This window comes from Streptomyces sp. NPDC058620 (assembly GCF_042717135.1).
Lineage (GTDB): Bacteria > Actinomycetota > Actinomycetes > Streptomycetales > Streptomycetaceae > Streptomyces.
The window spans coordinates 36,130-52,873 of record NZ_JBHXQO010000005.1 but is presented as its reverse complement, the minus strand read 5'-3'; the positions used below and the strand labels follow the sequence as shown (position 1 = coordinate 52,873).

The 16,744-nt window shown below is 71.6% G+C and carries 14 protein-coding genes; 9 read left to right on the top strand and 5 right to left on the bottom strand.

All coding sequences use genetic code 11. From position 1 onward, the window contains the following. Window positions 1-67: 67 nt before the first annotated feature. Both ACFWSK_RS07775 and ACFWSK_RS07770 read left to right on the top strand, forming a co-directional pair. Entirely contained in the window at window positions 68-1,435 is a 1,368-nt protein-coding gene (locus tag ACFWSK_RS07775; RefSeq protein ID WP_383782982.1) for a hypothetical protein, read from the top strand. 56 nt (window positions 1,436-1,491) lie between these two features. Then, on the top strand, window positions 1,492-1,671 hold the full coding sequence (locus ACFWSK_RS07770; RefSeq protein ID WP_383782981.1) for a hypothetical protein: 180 nt from the start codon (window positions 1,492-1,494) through the stop codon (window positions 1,669-1,671). A 14-nt stretch (window positions 1,672-1,685) separates the two neighbouring features. Here ACFWSK_RS07770 and ACFWSK_RS07765 read toward each other — a convergent pair whose 3' ends face one another. After that, a complete protein-coding gene (locus ACFWSK_RS07765; protein ID WP_383782980.1) occupies window positions 1,686-2,732 on the bottom strand; it encodes an aldo/keto reductase in 1,047 nt (348 codons plus the stop codon). 222 nt (window positions 2,733-2,954) lie between these two features. Here ACFWSK_RS07765 and ACFWSK_RS07760 point away from each other — a divergent pair, with 222 nt between their 5' ends. From ACFWSK_RS07760 to ACFWSK_RS07740, 5 genes are all read left to right on the top strand, one after another. After that, window positions 2,955-3,797 carry a nitrilase-related carbon-nitrogen hydrolase gene (locus tag ACFWSK_RS07760; protein ID WP_383782979.1) on the top strand — a complete coding sequence of 281 codons (843 nt, stop codon included), beginning with the start codon at window positions 2,955-2,957 and terminating at the stop codon, window positions 3,795-3,797. Continuing rightward, the gene (locus ACFWSK_RS07755; RefSeq protein WP_383782978.1) at window positions 3,794-5,077 is read left to right on the top strand and encodes an aspartate aminotransferase family protein; all 1,284 of its coding nucleotides are present in this window, start codon (window positions 3,794-3,796) and stop codon (window positions 5,075-5,077) included. The genes ACFWSK_RS07760 and ACFWSK_RS07755 overlap by 4 nt, the downstream gene beginning before the upstream one ends. A 402-nt stretch (window positions 5,078-5,479) precedes the next feature. Continuing rightward, entirely contained in the window at window positions 5,480-6,880 is a 1,401-nt protein-coding gene (gene hydA, locus ACFWSK_RS07750) for a dihydropyrimidinase (protein ID WP_383782977.1), read from the top strand. Window positions 6,881-6,891: 11 nt separating this feature from the next. Beyond that, entirely contained in the window at window positions 6,892-7,893 is a 1,002-nt protein-coding gene (locus ACFWSK_RS07745) for a TIGR03842 family LLM class F420-dependent oxidoreductase (RefSeq protein ID WP_383782976.1), read from the top strand. Window positions 7,894-7,989: 96 nt separating this feature from the next. Then, window positions 7,990-9,546 carry an NCS1 family nucleobase:cation symporter-1 gene (locus tag ACFWSK_RS07740; RefSeq protein ID WP_383782975.1) on the top strand — a complete coding sequence of 519 codons (1,557 nt, stop codon included), beginning with the start codon at window positions 7,990-7,992 and terminating at the stop codon, window positions 9,544-9,546. Here ACFWSK_RS07740 and ACFWSK_RS07735 read toward each other — a convergent pair. The 3 genes from ACFWSK_RS07735 to ACFWSK_RS07725 all read right to left on the bottom strand — a co-directional run bounded on the left by ACFWSK_RS07735 (window position 9,509) and on the right by ACFWSK_RS07725 (window position 11,907). Continuing rightward, window positions 9,509-10,270, bottom strand: coding sequence for a hypothetical protein (locus tag ACFWSK_RS07735; RefSeq protein WP_383782974.1), 762 nt, complete (start codon window positions 10,268-10,270; stop codon window positions 9,509-9,511). The two genes, ACFWSK_RS07740 and ACFWSK_RS07735, sit on opposite strands and share 38 nt — an antisense overlap. Window positions 10,271-10,366: 96 nt before the next feature. After that, window positions 10,367-11,239 carry a nucleotidyl transferase AbiEii/AbiGii toxin family protein gene (locus ACFWSK_RS07730; protein WP_383782973.1) on the bottom strand — a complete coding sequence of 291 codons (873 nt, stop codon included), beginning with the start codon at window positions 11,237-11,239 and terminating at the stop codon, window positions 10,367-10,369. After that, window positions 11,236-11,907, bottom strand: coding sequence for a hypothetical protein (locus ACFWSK_RS07725; RefSeq protein ID WP_383782972.1), 672 nt, complete (start codon window positions 11,905-11,907; stop codon window positions 11,236-11,238). The genes ACFWSK_RS07730 and ACFWSK_RS07725 overlap by 4 nt, the downstream gene beginning before the upstream one ends. Window positions 11,908-12,040: 133 nt before the next feature. On the opposite strand from ACFWSK_RS07725, the gene ACFWSK_RS07720 reads away from it, so the two are divergent. Then, entirely contained in the window at window positions 12,041-13,480 is a 1,440-nt protein-coding gene (locus ACFWSK_RS07720; RefSeq protein WP_383782971.1) for an amidase, read from the top strand. Window positions 13,481-13,614: 134 nt separating this feature from the next. Then, window positions 13,615-15,837 (top strand): NADP-dependent isocitrate dehydrogenase, encoded by a 2,223-nt coding sequence (locus ACFWSK_RS07715; protein WP_383782970.1) that lies wholly within the window; start codon window positions 13,615-13,617, stop codon window positions 15,835-15,837. 112 nt (window positions 15,838-15,949) lie between these two features. Here the strand turns inward: ACFWSK_RS07715 and ACFWSK_RS07710 are convergent. Further along, on the bottom strand, window positions 15,950-16,744 hold a 795-nt coding region (locus tag ACFWSK_RS07710; RefSeq protein WP_383782969.1), incomplete at its 5' end, for an amidohydrolase family protein.

The window sequence follows — 16,744 nt, the reverse complement described above, 5'->3', positions numbered from 1 at the left end:
CGTAACACGCCTGCGATCGAATACCTGCGGACTGGAAGGTGCCAGTCGACGGCCGGCGAGGGCGACGATGACGGTGCAGCAACCTGCGGTGGAAGTAGCCACGTTCGCGCACTACCTGCGGGACCTGACGGCCCTGCTCGACCCCGGACGAGGCTGGTACGGGGTCTTCTCCCGACGTGATCCCGAGGGCATGCGGGCCTGCTTCGACGGCGCCGAGGTGCCGCCCTGGGACGTGGTCGAGTCGCTGCTCCAGGACCTGGTGGTGGCGCGCGGCACGGCGTTCGCGGAGCACGAGTCGGTACGGGCCGCCGCGCTGTACTCCGCCTCGGCCACGGCCCACGACCGGCGGCCGGGCGGCCGCCGGGCCCTCGTCGAACGGCTGGAGCTGATGCTCCGGGAACAGGCCCGGGCCGAGCAGCGCCTGCGCGCCGTCGCCACCGACGCGGGGCACACCCCGGACGTCCGTGCGGAGGCCCTGGCCTGGGCCCGCGACGACCACGAACGCGCCTCGGCCCGCTGTACGGAACTGCGCAAGCGGCTCTCGGCGGCATCCGCCCCCAAGGGCTGGTTCCGCACGGAGGAACAGGATGCCGGGGCACCGGGGGAGACCCCCGCCCGTGCGGGGCTCGTCGAAGCCACCGAGGAACACCGGCCGGAGCCCGCTCCGGAGGCGGCGCCCCCCTCCTCCCCGAAGCGGAGGAAGCCGCGCGGTGCCCGCTTCGCCGGCCTGGACGTCGACGACGAGACCGAGCTGACCGCACCCTCGGCGATGCCCGTGCTCCCCGTACCTCCGACGGCCGCGGCAGGCCCCCGCGGCGCGCGCTTCCGGGGCGCCGCGGCCCGGGAGGCCCGCCCGGCGACCGACCCGCCCACCACCGCGCCCGGCCCCGCCGTACCCGGTCCCGCCGCCCGCCGAGCCGCCGAGGAGGCCGTCGAACGGCTGGTCGGGCTGCGTGCGGAAGGCCGCAGCGGCGAGGCGCACGTCGTGCTGTGCGAGGGGGCGGCCTGGCCGGCCGACCACCTGCCGGTCCTCGCGGTGGCCCTGCACGGGGCGGGCCTGGCCGCCGACTGGGCGACCCTGCTGTGGGAGGTGTCCACGCTCCCGCCCGCAGGGCTGGCCGCGGCGGCGGGAGCCCTGGCCGTCGCCGGGCGGTCCGACGACTGCGCCCACCTGCTGCGCCAGGGCGCGGCACGCCCCGCCGGCGAGATCGCGGACGCCGTGGCCGCCCTCGACCGGGCGGGCCTGGCCCCTCAGGCGCGGGCGTTGCTGGGCGCGTTCGTCCGCGTACGCACACCGCAGGACGCGGCAAGGATCGCCGAACGCGATCCTCGCCACCTCGTCCCCCAACTGCTGGCCGCGGCCCGCGAGGTGTCGGCGGCGCGGGAGTGGGACCTCGTCCACGCCCTGCGGGTGGCGGGCATCGCCGGTGCGTAGAGCGGTAGTTGCCCCGAGCTCTTACGCGGCGGCCGCCGGCCGGGCATGATGACCGGGTGATCCACCGCGTCGACGCCGTCATCTCGGCCCTGGGCGTTCCCGTCGCCCTGGTGCTGCTCCTCGTCGCGGTCCGCGACCACCGTGACGGCGCGTCCGTTCTCTGGGTCTGGGGCGCCGTCGCCCTCCTCCTGGTCACCGTCCACACGCTGGTGCGTGACATCCGGCGGACGGCATAGGGACTTTCGCCGGATCAGGCCCCGTCCGTCGTGCGGCGGTACGTGGAGCGCCGGTCGTCGATGTCGGCCCAGCGGTCGCCGTACACCGTCGCCACGACGCCCGGCTCACGCAGGAAGTCGTGCGGGAAGCCCATCGGTACGGCGCTCACCTCGTCGAGGCGTGCGACGGCTGCGGCGTCGAGCTCGACCTCCAGGCAGGACAGGTTGTCCGCGAGCTGGCTCTCCGTGGAGGCGCCGATGACCGGGACGATGTTGCCCGGCCGGCCGCGCAGCCATGCCAGCGCCACCTGCGCGGGGGTCCAGCCGCCCTGGCGGGCGATGTCCACGACCGCGGTGATCGTCTCGTGCTCCCGGCGCGGCGTGGAGTCCCCTCCGCTGTCCGCGGCCTCCGGCCCGGCGGGCAGGTCCCTGCCGGTGAGCCGGCCACGGGCGAGCGGGCTCCAGGCGAAGACCGCCTGGTCGAACGCGCGGGCCTGCGGCAGCAGTTCGCGTTCGGGGGTGCGTTCCAGCAGGCTGTAGCGCAGCTGCGAGCCGGCGAACGTCGTCCAGCCGCGCAGTTCGGCCAGGGTGCACGCCTGGGCGATCTCCCACGCGGGCCAGTCCGAGACGCCGACGTAGAGCACCTTCCCGGCCCGGACGAGATCGTCGAGTGCCCGCATGACCTCGTCGACCGGGGTGAAGTTGTCGCGGGCGTGCACCCACAGGACGTCCAGCCGGTCCGTGTTCAGCCGGGCGAGGCTCGACTCCACCGACCGCACCAGGTTCCCGCGGTGGTTGCCAGCCGCGTTGACATCGCCCTTGGCGGTGGCGCAGGTGTACTTGCTGGCGAGCACGAGGCTCTCGCGGCGCCGGCCGAGCACCTCGCCGAGTACCGCCTCGGACGCGCCGTAGATGTCGGCCGTGTCGACGAAGTTGCCGCCCGCCTCCACGTACGCGTCGATGATGCGCCCGCTCGTCGCGGTGACGGCCCGGGGGTCCGTCTCGTGGCTGCCGAGCGTCATGGCGCCCAGCGCGAGCTCACTCACGCGCAGACCGGTCCTGCCGAACAGTGTGTAACGCACGAGGTTTCCCCTTCGGTCGGTCGTGTACCGGAGGCTACGAGTTCGAGTGCGCTTCAATGCAAGGAGTGGACCGCTCGGGTACGAAACATGATCGACTCCGCCGGTTCACGGCGATGGTCTTGCCCCACTGTGGGGCGGGGCTTACGTTCTCCCCTATGCACTGTGTCTACGGGCGTAGAAACCACGTAGAGGCTCTCTGACGCCGCGTCGAAGGAGCAGCTCATGTCCCACGTCGTACGCGCCGCACTCGTCCAGGCTACCTGGACCGGCGACACCGAATCCATGATCGCCAAGCACGAGGAACACGCGCGCGAGGCCGCCCGGCAGGGGGCGAAGATCATCGGCTTCCAGGAGGTGTTCAACGCCCCCTACTTCTGCCAGGTGCAGGAACCCGAGCACTACCGCTGGGCCGAGGCCGTCCCGGACGGGCCCACCGTCCGGCGGATGCAGGACCTGGCCCGCGAGACCGGCATGGTGGTCGTCGTGCCGGTCTTCGAGATCGAGCAGTCCGGCTTCTACTACAACACCGCCGCGGTGATCGACGCCGACGGCACGTATCTCGGCAAGTACCGCAAGCACCACATCCCGCAGGTCAAGGGATTCTGGGAGAAGTACTACTTCAAGCCCGGAAACGCCGGCTGGCCGGTGTTCGAGACCGCCGTCGGCAAGGTCGGCGTCTACATCTGCTACGACCGCCACTTCCCCGAGGGCTGGCGACAACTCGGCCTGAACGGGGCGCAGCTGGTCTACAACCCCTCCGCGACCTCGCGCGGACTCTCCAGCCACCTCTGGCAGCTGGAACAACCCGCGTCCGCCGTCGCCAACGAGTACTTCGTCGCCGCGATCAACCGGGTCGGCCAGGAGGAGTACGGCGACAACGACTTCTACGGCACGAGCTACTTCGTCGATCCCCGTGGCCAGTTCGTCGGTGACGTCGCGAGCGACAAGGAGGAGGAACTCGTCGTCCGAGACCTCGACTTCGGGCTGATCGAGGAGGTCCGGCAGCAGTGGGCGTTCTTCCGGGACCGCCGTCCCGACGCGTACGAGGGGCTGGTCGAGCCGTGACCGGACTGCACGAGCGCCACCTCGCCGTCAGCCCGGACTGGCTGGCGCTCTACTACCGCCGTCCCCTGGAGCTCACCCACGGCGAGGGCCGCCACGTCTGGGACGCGGACGGCAACCGCTACCTCGACTTCTTCGGCGGCATCCTCACCACGATGACCGCGCACGCCCTGCCCGAGGTGACGAAGGCGGTCGCCGAGCAGGCCGGGCGGATCATCCACTCCTCGACGCTCTACCTCAACCGCCCGATGGTGGAACTCGCCGAGCGCGTCGCCACCCTCTCCGGCATCCCCGACGCCCGGGTCTTCTTCACCACGTCGGGCACCGAGGCCAATGACACCGCGCTGCTGCTGGCGACGACGTACCGCAAGTCCAACCAGATCCTCGCGATGCGCAACAGCTACCACGGCCGGTCGTTCGCGGCCGTGTCCATCACCGGTAACCGGGCCTGGTCGCCCACGAGTCTGTCGCCGCTCCAGACGCTGTACGTCCACGGAGGCGTCCGCACCCGCGGACCGTACGCGGAGCTGAGCGACGAACGGTTCGTCAAGGCGTGCGTCGCCGATCTGGAGGACCTGCTCGGGCACACCCGCGAGGCCGCCGCGCTGATCGCCGAACCCATCCAGGGCGTCGGCGGCTTCACCTCACCGCCCGACGGGCTGTTCGCCGCGTTCCGCCAGGTCCTCGACCGGCACGGCATCCTGTGGATCTCGGACGAGGTACAGACCGGCTGGGGGCGGACGGGCGACCACTTCTGGGGCTGGCAGGCGCACGGCGAGCACGGGCCGCCGGACATCCTCACCTTCGCCAAGGGCATCGGCAACGGCATGTCGATCGGCGGGGTCGTCGCCCGCGCCGAGGTGATGAACTGCCTGGACGCCAACTCCATCTCGACGTTCGGCGGCTCCCCGGTCACCATGGCGGCCGGGCTCGCCAACCTCTCGTACCTCCTGGAACACGACCTGCAAGGCAACGCGCGACGCGTCGGAGGGCTGCTCATCGAGCGGCTGCGGGCGGTCGGCGCGGGCTCCGCCTGCGTACGCGAAGTGCGGGGCCGCGGCCTCATGATCGGCATCGAGCTGGTCAGGCCGGGCACCGACGAGGCGAATCCGGAGGCGGCCGCCGCGGTGCTCGAAGCGGCCCGGGAGGGCGGCCTGCTCCTCGGCAAGGGCGGCGGACACAGCACCAGCGTCCTGCGGATCGCCCCGCCGCTGTCCCTCACCGTCGCCGAGGCGGAGGAGGGTGCTGCGATCCTCGCGGAAGCCCTGCGCGCGGCGGAGTAGACCGGCCGGGCGGCCGGGCCCGGGTGCGAGGCCCGGACCCGGCCCCTCACCAGGGCCGTTACGGCTTCGCCCGGAACACGCGGTCGCACGTCAGGGAGCCCTGTCGCCCCGCACCGCGTCCACTTCGGCCCTGTCTCGGCCCACGGGTGCGCCCGCCACCAGCGCCCAGGATGCCGGTTCCTGTCCGCTGTATACGGCCCGGCGCGACGGCGCATCCCGGCGCCGGGCCGGTGCCGGGGTGCGTGGCGCGTTGGGCCGGTGGGGTGCGCCGTACGGGAAACGGAAACGTCTTCAGCGGTTAGCAGCAGCGGTATTGCCACAGTGGGTAACCCACTTCTACGTTCTTCACCACGCACCATGTCTACGTGCGTAGACCCATTCCGCCACCGCGAGGAGGGGTACATGAGCCGCACCGTCATTCACGGCGGCCTCGTCATCACCGCGTCCGACGAAATCCACGCCGACGTGCTCATCGAGGGCGGGCGCATCGCCGCCCTCGCCGCCCACGGAACCGATGCCGCCGACAGCTGGACCGCGGACCGGACCATCGACGCCACCGGGAAGTACGTCATCCCGGGCGGAGTCGACGCGCACACACACATGGAGATGCCGTTCGGCGGCACCTTCGCCGCCGACACCTTCGAGACCGGCACCCGGGCCGCCGCCTGGGGCGGCACCACCACGATCATCGACTTCGCCGTCCAGAGCGTGGGCGGCAGCCTGCGCGGCGGACTCGACGCCTGGTACGCCAAGGCCGACGGCAACTGCGCCATCGACTACGCCTTCCACATGATCCTCGCCGATGTGAACGAGTCCTCGCTCAAGGAGATGGACCTTCTCGTATCGGAGGGCATCACCTCGTTCAAGCTGTTCATGGCCTACCCGGGCGTCTTCTACAGTGACGACGGGCAGATCCTGCGCGCCATGCAACGGGCCGAGAACAACGGCGGCCTGATCATGATGCACGCCGAGAACGGCATCGCGATCGACGTCCTCGTCGAACAGGCGCTGTCCGAGGGCCGCACCGACCCCCGCTACCACGGAGACGTACGCAAGGTCGCGCTTGAGGCCGAGGCCACCCACCGCGCCATCCAGCTCGCCCGGGTCGCCGGCGCGCCGCTGTACGTCGTCCACGTCTCCGCGGACGAGGCCGTGGCGGAGATCGCCGCCGCCCGCCACAAGGGCCTTCCGGTCTTCGGCGAGACCTGCCCGCAGTACCTCTTCCTCTCCACCGACAACCTCGCGGAGCCCGGTTTCGAGGGAGCCAAGTACGTCTGCTCGACCCCGCTGCGGCCCAAGGAGCACCAGGAAGCGCTCTGGAGGGGTCTCAGGAACAACGAACTCCAGGTCGTCTCCACCGACCACTGCCCGTTCTGCTTCTCCGGCCAGAAGGAGATGGGCCGCGGCGACTTCTCGAAGATCCCCAACGGCATGCCGGGCGTGGAGAACCGGATGGACCTCCTCCATCAGGCGGTCGTGGACGGCCACCTCACCCGCCGCCGCTGGATCGAGATCGCCTGCGCCTCACCGGCCCGGATGTTCGGCCTCTACCCGAAGAAGGGCACCATCGCCCCCGGGGCCGACGCGGACGTCGTCATCTACGACCCGCACGCCACCCAGACGATCTCCGCCGAGACCCACCACATGAACGTCGACTACTCGGCGTACGAGGGGAAGCGGCTCACCGGTCAGGTCGAGACCGTGCTCTCGCGCGGTGAACCCGTCATCGAGGGACGGAAGTTCACCGGCCGCGCCGGGCACGGCATGTACACCCCCCGCGCCACGTGTCAGTACCTGGACTAGGAGCACCTGTCATGGACTTCGGACTCGTCCTCCAGACCGACCCACCCGCGTCGGCCGTCGTCGGACTCATGCGCCGCGCGGAACGCAACGGCTTCCGCTACGGCTGGACCTTCGACTCGACGGTGCTCTGGCAGGAACCGTTCGTCATCTACAGCCGGATTCTGGAGCACACCGAGCGGCTGATCGTCGGCCCGATGGTCACCAACCCCTCCACCCGCACCTGGGAGGTCACCGCCTCCACCTTCGCCACCCTCAACGAGATGTACGGGAACCGGACGGTGTGCGGCATCGGACGGGGCGACTCGGCGATGCGGGTCGCGGGGCGCAAGCCCAACACCCTGGCCCGCCTGGGCGAGTCGATCGACGCCATCCGCGACCTGGCCGAGGGGCGCGAGGCGACCGTCGACGGCCAGCCCGTCCGGATCCCCTGGGTGAAGGACGGCCGGCTGCCGGTCTGGATGGGAGCGTACGGTCCCAAGGCCCTCGCCCTGGCCGGCCAGAAGGCCGACGGGTTCATCCTCCAGCTCGCCGACCCGTACCTCACCGAGTGGATGGTCAAGGCGGTACGGCAGGCGGCGGCCGAAGCCGGCCGGGACCCGGACGCCGTCACCATCTGCGTGGCCGCCCCCGCCTACGTGAGCGACGACCTGGACCACGCCCGCGAGCAGTGCCGCTGGTTCGGCGGCATGGTCGGAAACCACGTCGCCGACCTCGTCTCGCGGTACGGCGAGCACTCGGATCTCGTGCCCGAGGCGCTCACCGCGTACATCGCCGGGCGGTCCGGATACGACTACAGCCACCACGGCCGCACCGGCAACCCGGACACCGACTTCGTGCCCGACGAGATCGTCGACCGGTTCTGCCTGCTGGGCCCGGCCGAGGCGCACATCGAGAAGCTGCGGGTCCTGCGTGACCTGGGCGTCGACCAGTTCGCCGTCTACGACATGCACGACGCGCGCGAAGCGACCATCGACGCCTACGGGTCCGAGATCATCCCCGCTCTGACCGACTGACCCCGAACACACCCCTCCCGGCTCCGCACGCCCTCAGGCTGCACACACCCCCCCCGCCCCGCACGGCACCGTTCCCGAGCGAAGGGTCCAGCCGCCATGACATCGACCGTCCCACCCGCCCCGGAACAAGGCCGGATACCCGACCGGACGCCCGACCCGTCCGGCCGCGTCGAGCTGGCCCCGGGCTCCGTCCCCGACGACCCCCGCTTCGTCAACCAGGACCTCCTGCCCGTACCGCTCGCACAGCGCCGCTGGACGACGTACAACTTCGCCGCCCTCTGGGTCGGCATGGCGCACAACATCCCGTCCTGGCTGCTCGCTTCGGGGCTCGTCGCCCTCGGCATGGACTGGAAGCAGGCCGTCCTCACGATCGCTCTGGCCAATGTGATCGTCCTCGCCCCGATGCTGCTCACCGGTCACGCCGGGCCCAAGTACGGCATCCCCTTCCCGGTGCTGGCACGCGCGTCGTTCGGGCTGCGCGGCGCCAACCTGCCGGCCCTCATCCGGGCCGCCGTCGCCTGCGCCTGGTTCGGGATCCAGACCTGGATCGGCGGCGTCGGCATCTTCACGCTGCTCGGCAAGATCTTCGGCGGCTGGGCGAACGCCTCCCCGATCGGCGGCCAGCCCTGGACGCTGTGGCTCTGCTTCGCCCTCTTCTGGGCCCTCGAACTCGCCATCATCTACCGGGGGATGGACACCCTGCGGCGCTTCGAGAACTGGGCGGCGCCCTTCGTCATCGTCGGCGCCGTGGTCCTGCTGGTGTGGATCGCCGTCAAGGCGGGCGGCTTCGGCCCGCTCCTCGACCAGCCCTCCGCGCTCGGCTGGGGCAAGGAGTTCTGGCCGGTCTTCTTCCCCTCGCTGATGGGCATGATCGCGTTCTGGTCCACGCTCTCGCTGAACATCCCCGACTTCACGCGCTTCGGCGCGGGCCAACGCGCCCAGCTGTGGGGGCAGTCGCTCGGACTGCCGACGACCATGACCTTCTTCGCGCTGCTGTCCGTCCTCGTCACCTCGGGCTCGCAGGCGGTGTACGGGGCGCCCGTCTGGGACCCGGTCCAGCTCGTCGCCAAGACCGACAACGTCTTCGGGCTGCTCTTCGGGCTGATCACCGTCCTGATCGCGACGATCTCGGTGAACATCGCGGCGAACGTCGTCTCACCCGCCTACGACCTGGCGAATCTGGCGCCCAGGTTCATCAGCTTCCGCACCGGCGCGCTGATCACCGGCGTCATCGGTGTCCTGATCATGCCGTGGAAGCTGACCGAGACCCCCGAGCTGTACATCTTCACGTGGCTCGGCCTGGTCGGAGGGCTGCTCGGTACGGTGGCCGGCATCCTGATCGCCGACTACTGGATCATCCGCCGCACCGTCCTGGACCTGGTCGATCTGTACCGCCCCGGCGGCCGCTACTGGTACACCAACGGCTGGAACTGGCGCGCCGCCGCCGCCTTCGTCCTCGGCGGGGTCCTCGCGGTCGGCGGCTCCCACTCGGCGCCCGGCAAGGGGCCGTTCCCCGCCGACGGACTGATCCCGTTCCTGAAACCGCTCGCGGACTACGGCTGGGCCGTCGGGCTGGTCTCCTCGCTGGTCCTCTACACCCTCCTCGGCCTCGGTCTCAGACCGGAGCGGGAGTCCGGCCCAGCAGCGCGGTGACGTCGACGGTCTCGTCCTCGGACGGCGTGGCCGTGGGCACCGGCCTGTCGAAGCCGGAGAAGCCCACGACCGCGTCCGCCGAGGAGCTCTGGACGGTCAGGCGCACCGGATAGTGCTTGCCCTCCGTGGCCACGTACAGCGTCAGTTTCCCGCCGTCCCCGGTCCTGGTGACCGGGATGACGGGGGTGCCGCCGACCGTGGTCCTCGCGCCCTTGGTGAGCGTCCCGTCCGTCCTGTCCGCGTTGTCGACGAGCAGCTCACGGAAGGTGTCCAGGTCACAGGCTTCCGTCACACCGCGCAGCCGCGGGTCGTCGGCCTCGCCCCTCATGTACCGGCCGTCGAGAATGGCTTCGAAGGTGGTCCCGCCGATCGGAACCTGGTTCTTCCAGAACGCCGAATCCGGCTTCAGCCACACCGCGTCGCCCCGCTTGACGATCTCGACCGCGCCCTTGTCGTCGCCGAGATCCACGTCTCCCCGGCAGTTCCCCTCCCGGTCCAGGGTGAGATCCACGGTCATCGGGGGCCTGCCCTCACCGAGATCGCCCTCGGACGTCAGGCGCAGGGAGCCGGCGTCCAGCAGGGCGTCACGGGAGCGGTCGGCGATCTGCTGGGCGGGAAGCGACTCGATGTCGTCGTCCGCACGCGCTACCGCACCGCTCGTGACCGTGAGAACGACGGCTGCCGCTCCCGCCGCCAGCCGGGCCGCCGTACGCTGTCCGGTCACGTCGCCTCCTTTGAAAGGCCCTGGTCAGGGCCGTGTTCAGGCGTGCGATCCGTGCCTTCGAGGGTACGCCGGCCCGGGGCCCGACGCGCGGCGGCTTCAGCGCGGAGCCGGTGCCTCGTCGAAGAGCCGGGTGAGTGCCCGCTCCAGCCGTTCGGCCGTCTTCGCCGCGTCGCCTTCCACCCAGGGATGCCCGGCGTGGAACGCGTCCCAGTCCACCTCGAAGTCGCGCACCGAGCCGGGGATAAACCAGTCCCCCACCTCCGTCTCCAGGACCAGGAGGTGGTCCCGGGTGAGGGAGGTCAGCGGGTGCTCGGCCAGCAGCATCGCGTCGTACAGGTCCTTCCCCGCGCCCGCCCCCTCGGTGTCCCAGTCCTCGGTGAGCCACATCAGCTTCCAGACGAGCGAGAGCCCCGGGCTCGCGGCGGATATCGCCGTGGGCGGGCCGCCGTCGCCACGCGGACAGTCGAGCCGTACCGGCGCCTCGGGCATGTCCTCGTCGTACGCGAAGTCCATGCGCAGCACGCCAGGCGGCAGCCCCTCGGCCTCCCACGGGATCAGGATGCGTATGCCGTCCGTCTGGTACTCCCGGACCGTCCAGTCCGCGTCCTCCGTCACGGCGGAGGGGTCGATCCGTATGCCGTCGGGCAGTGCGGGACCGGTCCGCAGCGCCTCCACGACCACCTCGTGGACGTCCAGGGCGCCCAGCACGACCCAGTCCAGATCGCCGGGCTCCCGCGCCGCCTCGCCCACCCACACCTGGACCGGGAGGCTGCCCCGCAGTACCAGGCCCGCCCCCCACGGCGCCCCGGCGACCAGCCGCAGCACGTGGTCCCGCACCGCCCGGTGGGCGGCCCGCCAGCGGGGGGCGAGCGCCGGGTCCGCGAAGACCGGTTCGCCGGGAGCGGCTCGGTCGAACGGGCTCTGCGCCGGCGGTCGCTCGGTGGAGGTGTTCTCCCCGGACGCGTTCATACGGTCACCTCTTCGCGCTCGTTGATCCAGCCCGCGTCCACCGCGGGGCAGTCGTCGTACACCACGAACTCCTCCTCGACCTCCACCGCCTCCAGCGCGGCGGCCGACAGCCCGGCCAGCAGCGCGTCGAGCCGGGCCCGCGCCCCGGGGCGGCCCACCGCCCGGCAGCGCTGCGTCACGAACCGTTCGTGCCGCCCCTCGTGCGCGCGGCGCGCATTGCGCGAGAGATGCGCCCCGTGCAGCTCGGCCACCGCCCTGGCCGCCCCGAGCTGGTCCTCGCCCGACAGCACCAGCTTGATGTGGTGCTCGAAGTGGCAGCCGGGGAGCGTGCTTTCCAGCTCGCGCGCGGCGGAGGGTGTGCCGGGCACGCCCTCGTTCCAAGGAGCCGCCTCGATCTTCACCCGGACGACCGGGAAGCCCGCCGCCTCCAGCTCGGCCCGGCGCCGGGCCGCCGCCTCCCGCTGACCGGACAGGGTGCCCCGGCCCCGCTCCGTCAGCATCGGCTGGTCGGGGGCCGCCCCGCGGTCCAGGACGATGCGGGTAAGTTTCAGTCCCCTGCGGACGGCCCAGAGCCCCAGCCGGTCCGCGTAGCCCTCCGTGGCGTCGGGTCCGGATGCCGGGCGCACCGTCAGGTGCGTCTCGAACTCCCCCTCGAACTCCGGTCTCACAGACCCCACCGTTCCTCTCGTTCTCATGTGCTGCCGAACGTAGCAACCAGCACCGACAGTCCCGGTCGCATGCTTGAGCGGGCCGCCCCCTGTGGTTACCCTCCAGTAAGTCACTACGAGGAGGCGTCGGCGCATGCCCTCAGCAGACACGAGCGGCCTGGCGGAGAGCGCACGCCGCCTCGCGGACGGCCTGACCACCTCGACCGGCCTGGTCGCCGCCGCGCTCGCCCGCATCGAGGCGACGCAGCCCACCCTCAACGCCTTCCGGCATCTGCGCCCCGAGGCCGCGCTGGCCGAGGCCGCCGAGGCCGACCGCAGACTCGCGGCGGGGGAGCGGCTGCCCCTGCTCGGTGTGCCGGTCGCGGTCAAGGACGACACCGATGTCGCGGGGATGCCCACCTACTTCGGCTGCGAGGGCGACCGGCCCCCGGCCACCTCGGACAGCGAGGCGGTGCGCAGACTGCGCGCCGCAGGGGCCGTCGTCGTCGGCAAGACGAACTCGTGCGAGCTGGGCCAGTGGCCGTTCACCGAGGGGCCCGCCTTCGGCGTCACCCGTAACCCCTGGAACACCGCGCACACGCCGGGCGGTTCGTCCGGCGGGTCCGCGGCCGCCGTCGCCGCCGGACTGGTCCCCGCCGCGCTGGGTTCGGACGGCGCGGGCTCCGTCCGCATCCCCGCCGCCTGGACCCATCTCGTCGGCATCAAACCGCAGCGCGGCCGGATCTCCGTGCACCCGCAGAGCGACGCCTTCCAGGGGCTCACCGTCAACGGCCCCCTCGCCCGTACCGTCGCCGACGCCGCCCTGCTGCTGGACGCCGTCGCCGGAGCGCACCCCGACGACCCGCACCGCCCGCCCGCCGTCGGCGCGTCGGCCGCCGCCCGCCGCGACCCCGGCACCCTCCGCATCGCCGTCGCCTTCCGGCCCCCGCTCACCCTGACCCACGCGGCCCCCCACCCAGAGGTCCGCCGGGCCGTCTCCGCACTAGCCGAGACCCTGGCCCGCCTGGGCCACCACGTGGAGGAGGCCCGCCCCCGCTACGGGCTGATCGGCCTCTCCTTCGTCCCCCGCGCCACCGCCGGGATCGCCGAACTCGCCGCACTCCACCCCGAGCCGGCCCTCCTCGACCCGCGCACCCGCAGCGCCCTGCGCACCGGCACCCGCCTCGGCGGCCGGGTGGTACGCGCGGCCCGGGCCCGCGAGGTGCGCCAGCACCGGCGGATCGGCGCCTTCTTCGACGCGTCCGGATTCGACGTACTGCTCACCCCGACCACCGCGGCGCCCCCGCCCCGCATCGGCGCGTTCGACCGCCTGAGCGCCTGGCGCACCGATCTCGCGATGGCGGCGGCCTGCCCGTACGCCTGGCCGTGGAACGTCCTGGGCTGGCCCGGCATCAACGTGCCCGCCGGTTTCACCGGCGACGGCCTCCCGGTCGGCGCCCAACTGCTTGGCCCCTCCCGCAGCGAGGCGAGGCTCATCTCGCTCGCCGCCCAACTGGAGGCCGACCGCCGCTGGTTCGAGCACCGGCCGCCCGCCCCGAGCGGCCCCGGGCTCAGGAAGGGCGCCGGGCGCTGACCAGCCACACCCCCGCCCGCAAGGGATGCGCCTGGGCATCTCCCGACCCGTACCGCACACCGGGGGTGGAGAGGGGACCGGCTAGGAGATATCTTGATGTCAAGCAATGTTGCAGACGTGGAGCGGAGCACCCGGTGACTGACTCGACCATCATCTATACGCACACCGACGAGGCCCCTGCCCTGGCGACGTACTCGTTCCTGCCCGTCGTCGAGGCGTACGCGTCGACGGCCGGTGTCGCGGTGGAAAGCCGTGACATCTCCCTGGCGGGGCGCATCATCGCCAGTTTCCCGGAGCGCCTCGAAGCCGGCCAGCGTATCGATGACGCACTCGCCGAGCTCGGCGAGCTGGCCAAGACTCCCGGCGCCAACATCATCAAGCTGCCGAACGTCTCGGCCTCGATCCCTCAGCTGAAGGCCGCGATCGCCGAGCTGCAGGCGCAGGGCTACGCGCTTCCGGACTACCCGGACGACGCGAAGAGCGACGAGGACAAGGACGTCCGCGCCCGCTACGACAAGATCAAGGGCAGCGCGGTCAACCCCGTCCTGCGCGAGGGCAACTCCGACCGCCGCGCCCCCGCCTCGGTCAAGAACTACGCCAAGGCGCACCCGCACCGCATGGGCGCCTGGTCGGCCGACTCGAAGACGAACGTCGCCACCATGGGCGTCGACGACTTCCGGTCCACCGAGAAGTCCGTGGTCGTCACCGAGCCCGGCACCCTGCGCATCGAGCTCGTGGGTGACGACGGCACCACCACCGTCCTGCGCGAGTCGGTACCCGTCCTCGCGGGCGAGATCGTCGACGCCGCCGTGATGCGCGGGGCCGCGCTGCGCGAGTTCTTCACCGCGCAGATCGCCCGCGCCAAGGACGAGGGCATCCTCTTCTCCGTGCACCTCAAGGCCACGATGATGAAGGTCTCCGACCCGATCATCTTCGGTCACGTGGTCCGCGCGTTCTTCCCGAAGACGTTCGCCAAGTACGGCGAGGTGCTCGTAGCGGCCGGCCTGACCCCGAACGACGGTCTCGGCGGCATCCTCAAGGGCCTCGACTCGGTGCCCCACCTGGGCGACGAGATCAAGGCGTCCTTCGAGGCCGAGCTCGCCGAGGGCCCCGCCCTGGCGATGGTCGACTCCGACAAGGGCATCACCAACCTGCACGTCCCCAGCGACGTCATCGTCGACGCCTCCATGCCGGCGATGATCCGCACCTCGGGGCACATGTGGGGCCCGGACGGCCAGGAGGCCGACACCCTCGCGGTCCTGCCGGACAGCAGCTACGCGGGCGTCTACCAGGTCGTGATCGACGACTGCCGTGCCAACGGCGCCTTCGACCCGTCCACGATGGGCTCGGTCTCCAACGTCGGCCTCATGGCGCAGAAGGCCGAGGAGTACGGCAGCCACGACAAGACCTTCGAGGTCCCCACCACGGGCACCGTGCGGGTCGTCGACGCCGACGGCAACGCCGTGCTGGAGCAGGCCGTGGGCGCCGGTGACATCTTCCGGATGTGCCAGGCCAAGGACCTGCCGATCCAGGACTGGGTCAAGCTCGCCGTCACCCGCGCCCGCGCGACCGGCAACCCGGCCGTGTTCTGGCTCGACGAGGACCGCGCGCACGACGCGAAGCTCATCGAGAAGGTGAAGACCTACCTGGCCGACCACGACACCGACGGTCTCCGGATCGAGATCATGTCGCCGGTGAAGGCCACGGCCTTCTCCCTGGAGCGCATCCGCCGCGGCGAGGACACCATCTCCGTCACCGGCAACGTGCTCCGTGACTACCTCACCGACCTGTTCCCGATCCTCGAGCTGGGCACGAGCGCGAAGATGCTCTCCGTCGTCCCGCTCATGAACGGTGGCGGTCTGTTCGAGACGGGCGCAGGCGGCTCCGCCCCGAAGCACGTCCAGCAGCTCGTCAAGGAGAACTACCTGCGCTGGGACAGCCTGGGTGAGTTCTTCGCCCTCGCGGCCAGCTTCGAGTTCCTCGCGACGAGCACGGGCAACGCGCGCGCCCAGGTCCTCGCCGACACGCTGGACCGTGCGACCGGCACCTTCCTCAACGAGGACAAGTCGCCGAGCCGCAAGCTCGGTGGCATCGACAACCGCGGCAGCCACTTCTACCTGGCGCTCTACTGGGCCCAGGAGCTGGCGGCGCAGACCGACGACGCCAAGCTCGCCGAGGCGTTCGCGCCGCTCGCCAAGACGCTGTCCGAGCAGGAGCGGACCATCGTCGACGAGCTCATCGCGGTGCAGGGCTCGCCGGTCGACATCGGCGGCTACTACCAGCCCGACCCGGCCAAGGCCGCGGCCGTGATGCGCCCGTCCGCCACGTTCAACCAGGCCATCGCCACGCTCGGCTGACACCCGACGGCGATCCTCCGCACAGCGCTCCGCCCCGGCCGGCTTTTTGCCCGGCCGGGGCGGTTCTGTGCGCGGTCAGCCGATTCGGTGTCTCACCGGCCGGCCGGGCGCGTCATCGGCCGAGGAACACACCGTCGCGCGCCACGACGACCCCGCCGTGCACCACCATGTCGCGCCGGGGCATGTCCACGACGACCTGGGGCAGGCACTCGCCCCGGACGAGTACGAAATCGGCCGGTGCGCCCGGTTCGAAGTCCGCGCGGGCGAGGTCCATGACCTCCGCGCCGCCGTGTGCCGCGACCCGGTAGCAGTCCGTCAGTTCCTGGTCGAGGCGCACGTCCGTCACCCAGCCCAGCAGATGCGCGCGGTGCAGCATGTCGGCGTTGCCGAACGGGCTCCAGGAGTCGCGCACCCCGTCGGAGCCGAGCCCGACCCGTACGCCGTACTCGCGCAGTCGGGCGATCGGCAGCACCAGCGAGGCGGACGGGGCCACCGTGGTGAGGGAGATGTCCAGATCGCCCAGGTCGGCGGCCACGGAGCCCAGTTCACGGTCCGAGAGCTCCGGCAGGCAGAAGACGTGGCTGACGGTGACCTTCCCGGCGAGGGACAGGGCGCGCGTACGGTCGATGATGCCGCGCATCGCCTCCATCCCCTTCTCGCCGCGGTCGTGCAGGTGGATGTCCACGCCGACGCCGTGGCGGTCCGCGATGCCGAAGACGAGGTCGAGCTGCTCGTCCAGCGCCTCGTCGAAGCCGATCGGGTCGATGCCGCCGATCATGTCGATGGTCCCCTCGCGCGCCGCCTCCTCCAGCAGCGCCGCCGTGCCCGGCGTGCGGATGACGCCGTGCTGCGGGAAGGCCACGATCTGGACGTGGAGGGCGTGGCGCAGCCGCTCACGGGCCTGCGC

Bases quoted from the DNA above. Each gene is read 5' to 3' on its own strand.
- ACFWSK_RS07760 (WP_383782979.1), top strand. From the start codon at position 2,955: ATGTCCCACGTCGTACGCGCCGCACTCGTCCAGGCTACCTGGACCGGC.
- ACFWSK_RS07740 (WP_383782975.1), top strand. From the start codon at position 7,990: ATGACATCGACCGTCCCACCCGCCCCGGAACAAGGCCGGATACCCGAC.
- ACFWSK_RS07775 (WP_383782982.1), top strand. From the start codon at position 68: ATGACGGTGCAGCAACCTGCGGTGGAAGTAGCCACGTTCGCGCACTAC.
- ACFWSK_RS07730 (WP_383782973.1), bottom strand. From the start codon at position 11,239: ATGAACGCGTCCGGGGAGAACACCTCCACCGAGCGACCGCCGGCGCAG.
- ACFWSK_RS07720 (WP_383782971.1), top strand. From the start codon at position 12,041: ATGCCCTCAGCAGACACGAGCGGCCTGGCGGAGAGCGCACGCCGCCTC.
- hydA (WP_383782977.1), top strand. From the start codon at position 5,480: ATGAGCCGCACCGTCATTCACGGCGGCCTCGTCATCACCGCGTCCGAC.
- ACFWSK_RS07745 (WP_383782976.1), top strand. From the start codon at position 6,892: ATGGACTTCGGACTCGTCCTCCAGACCGACCCACCCGCGTCGGCCGTC.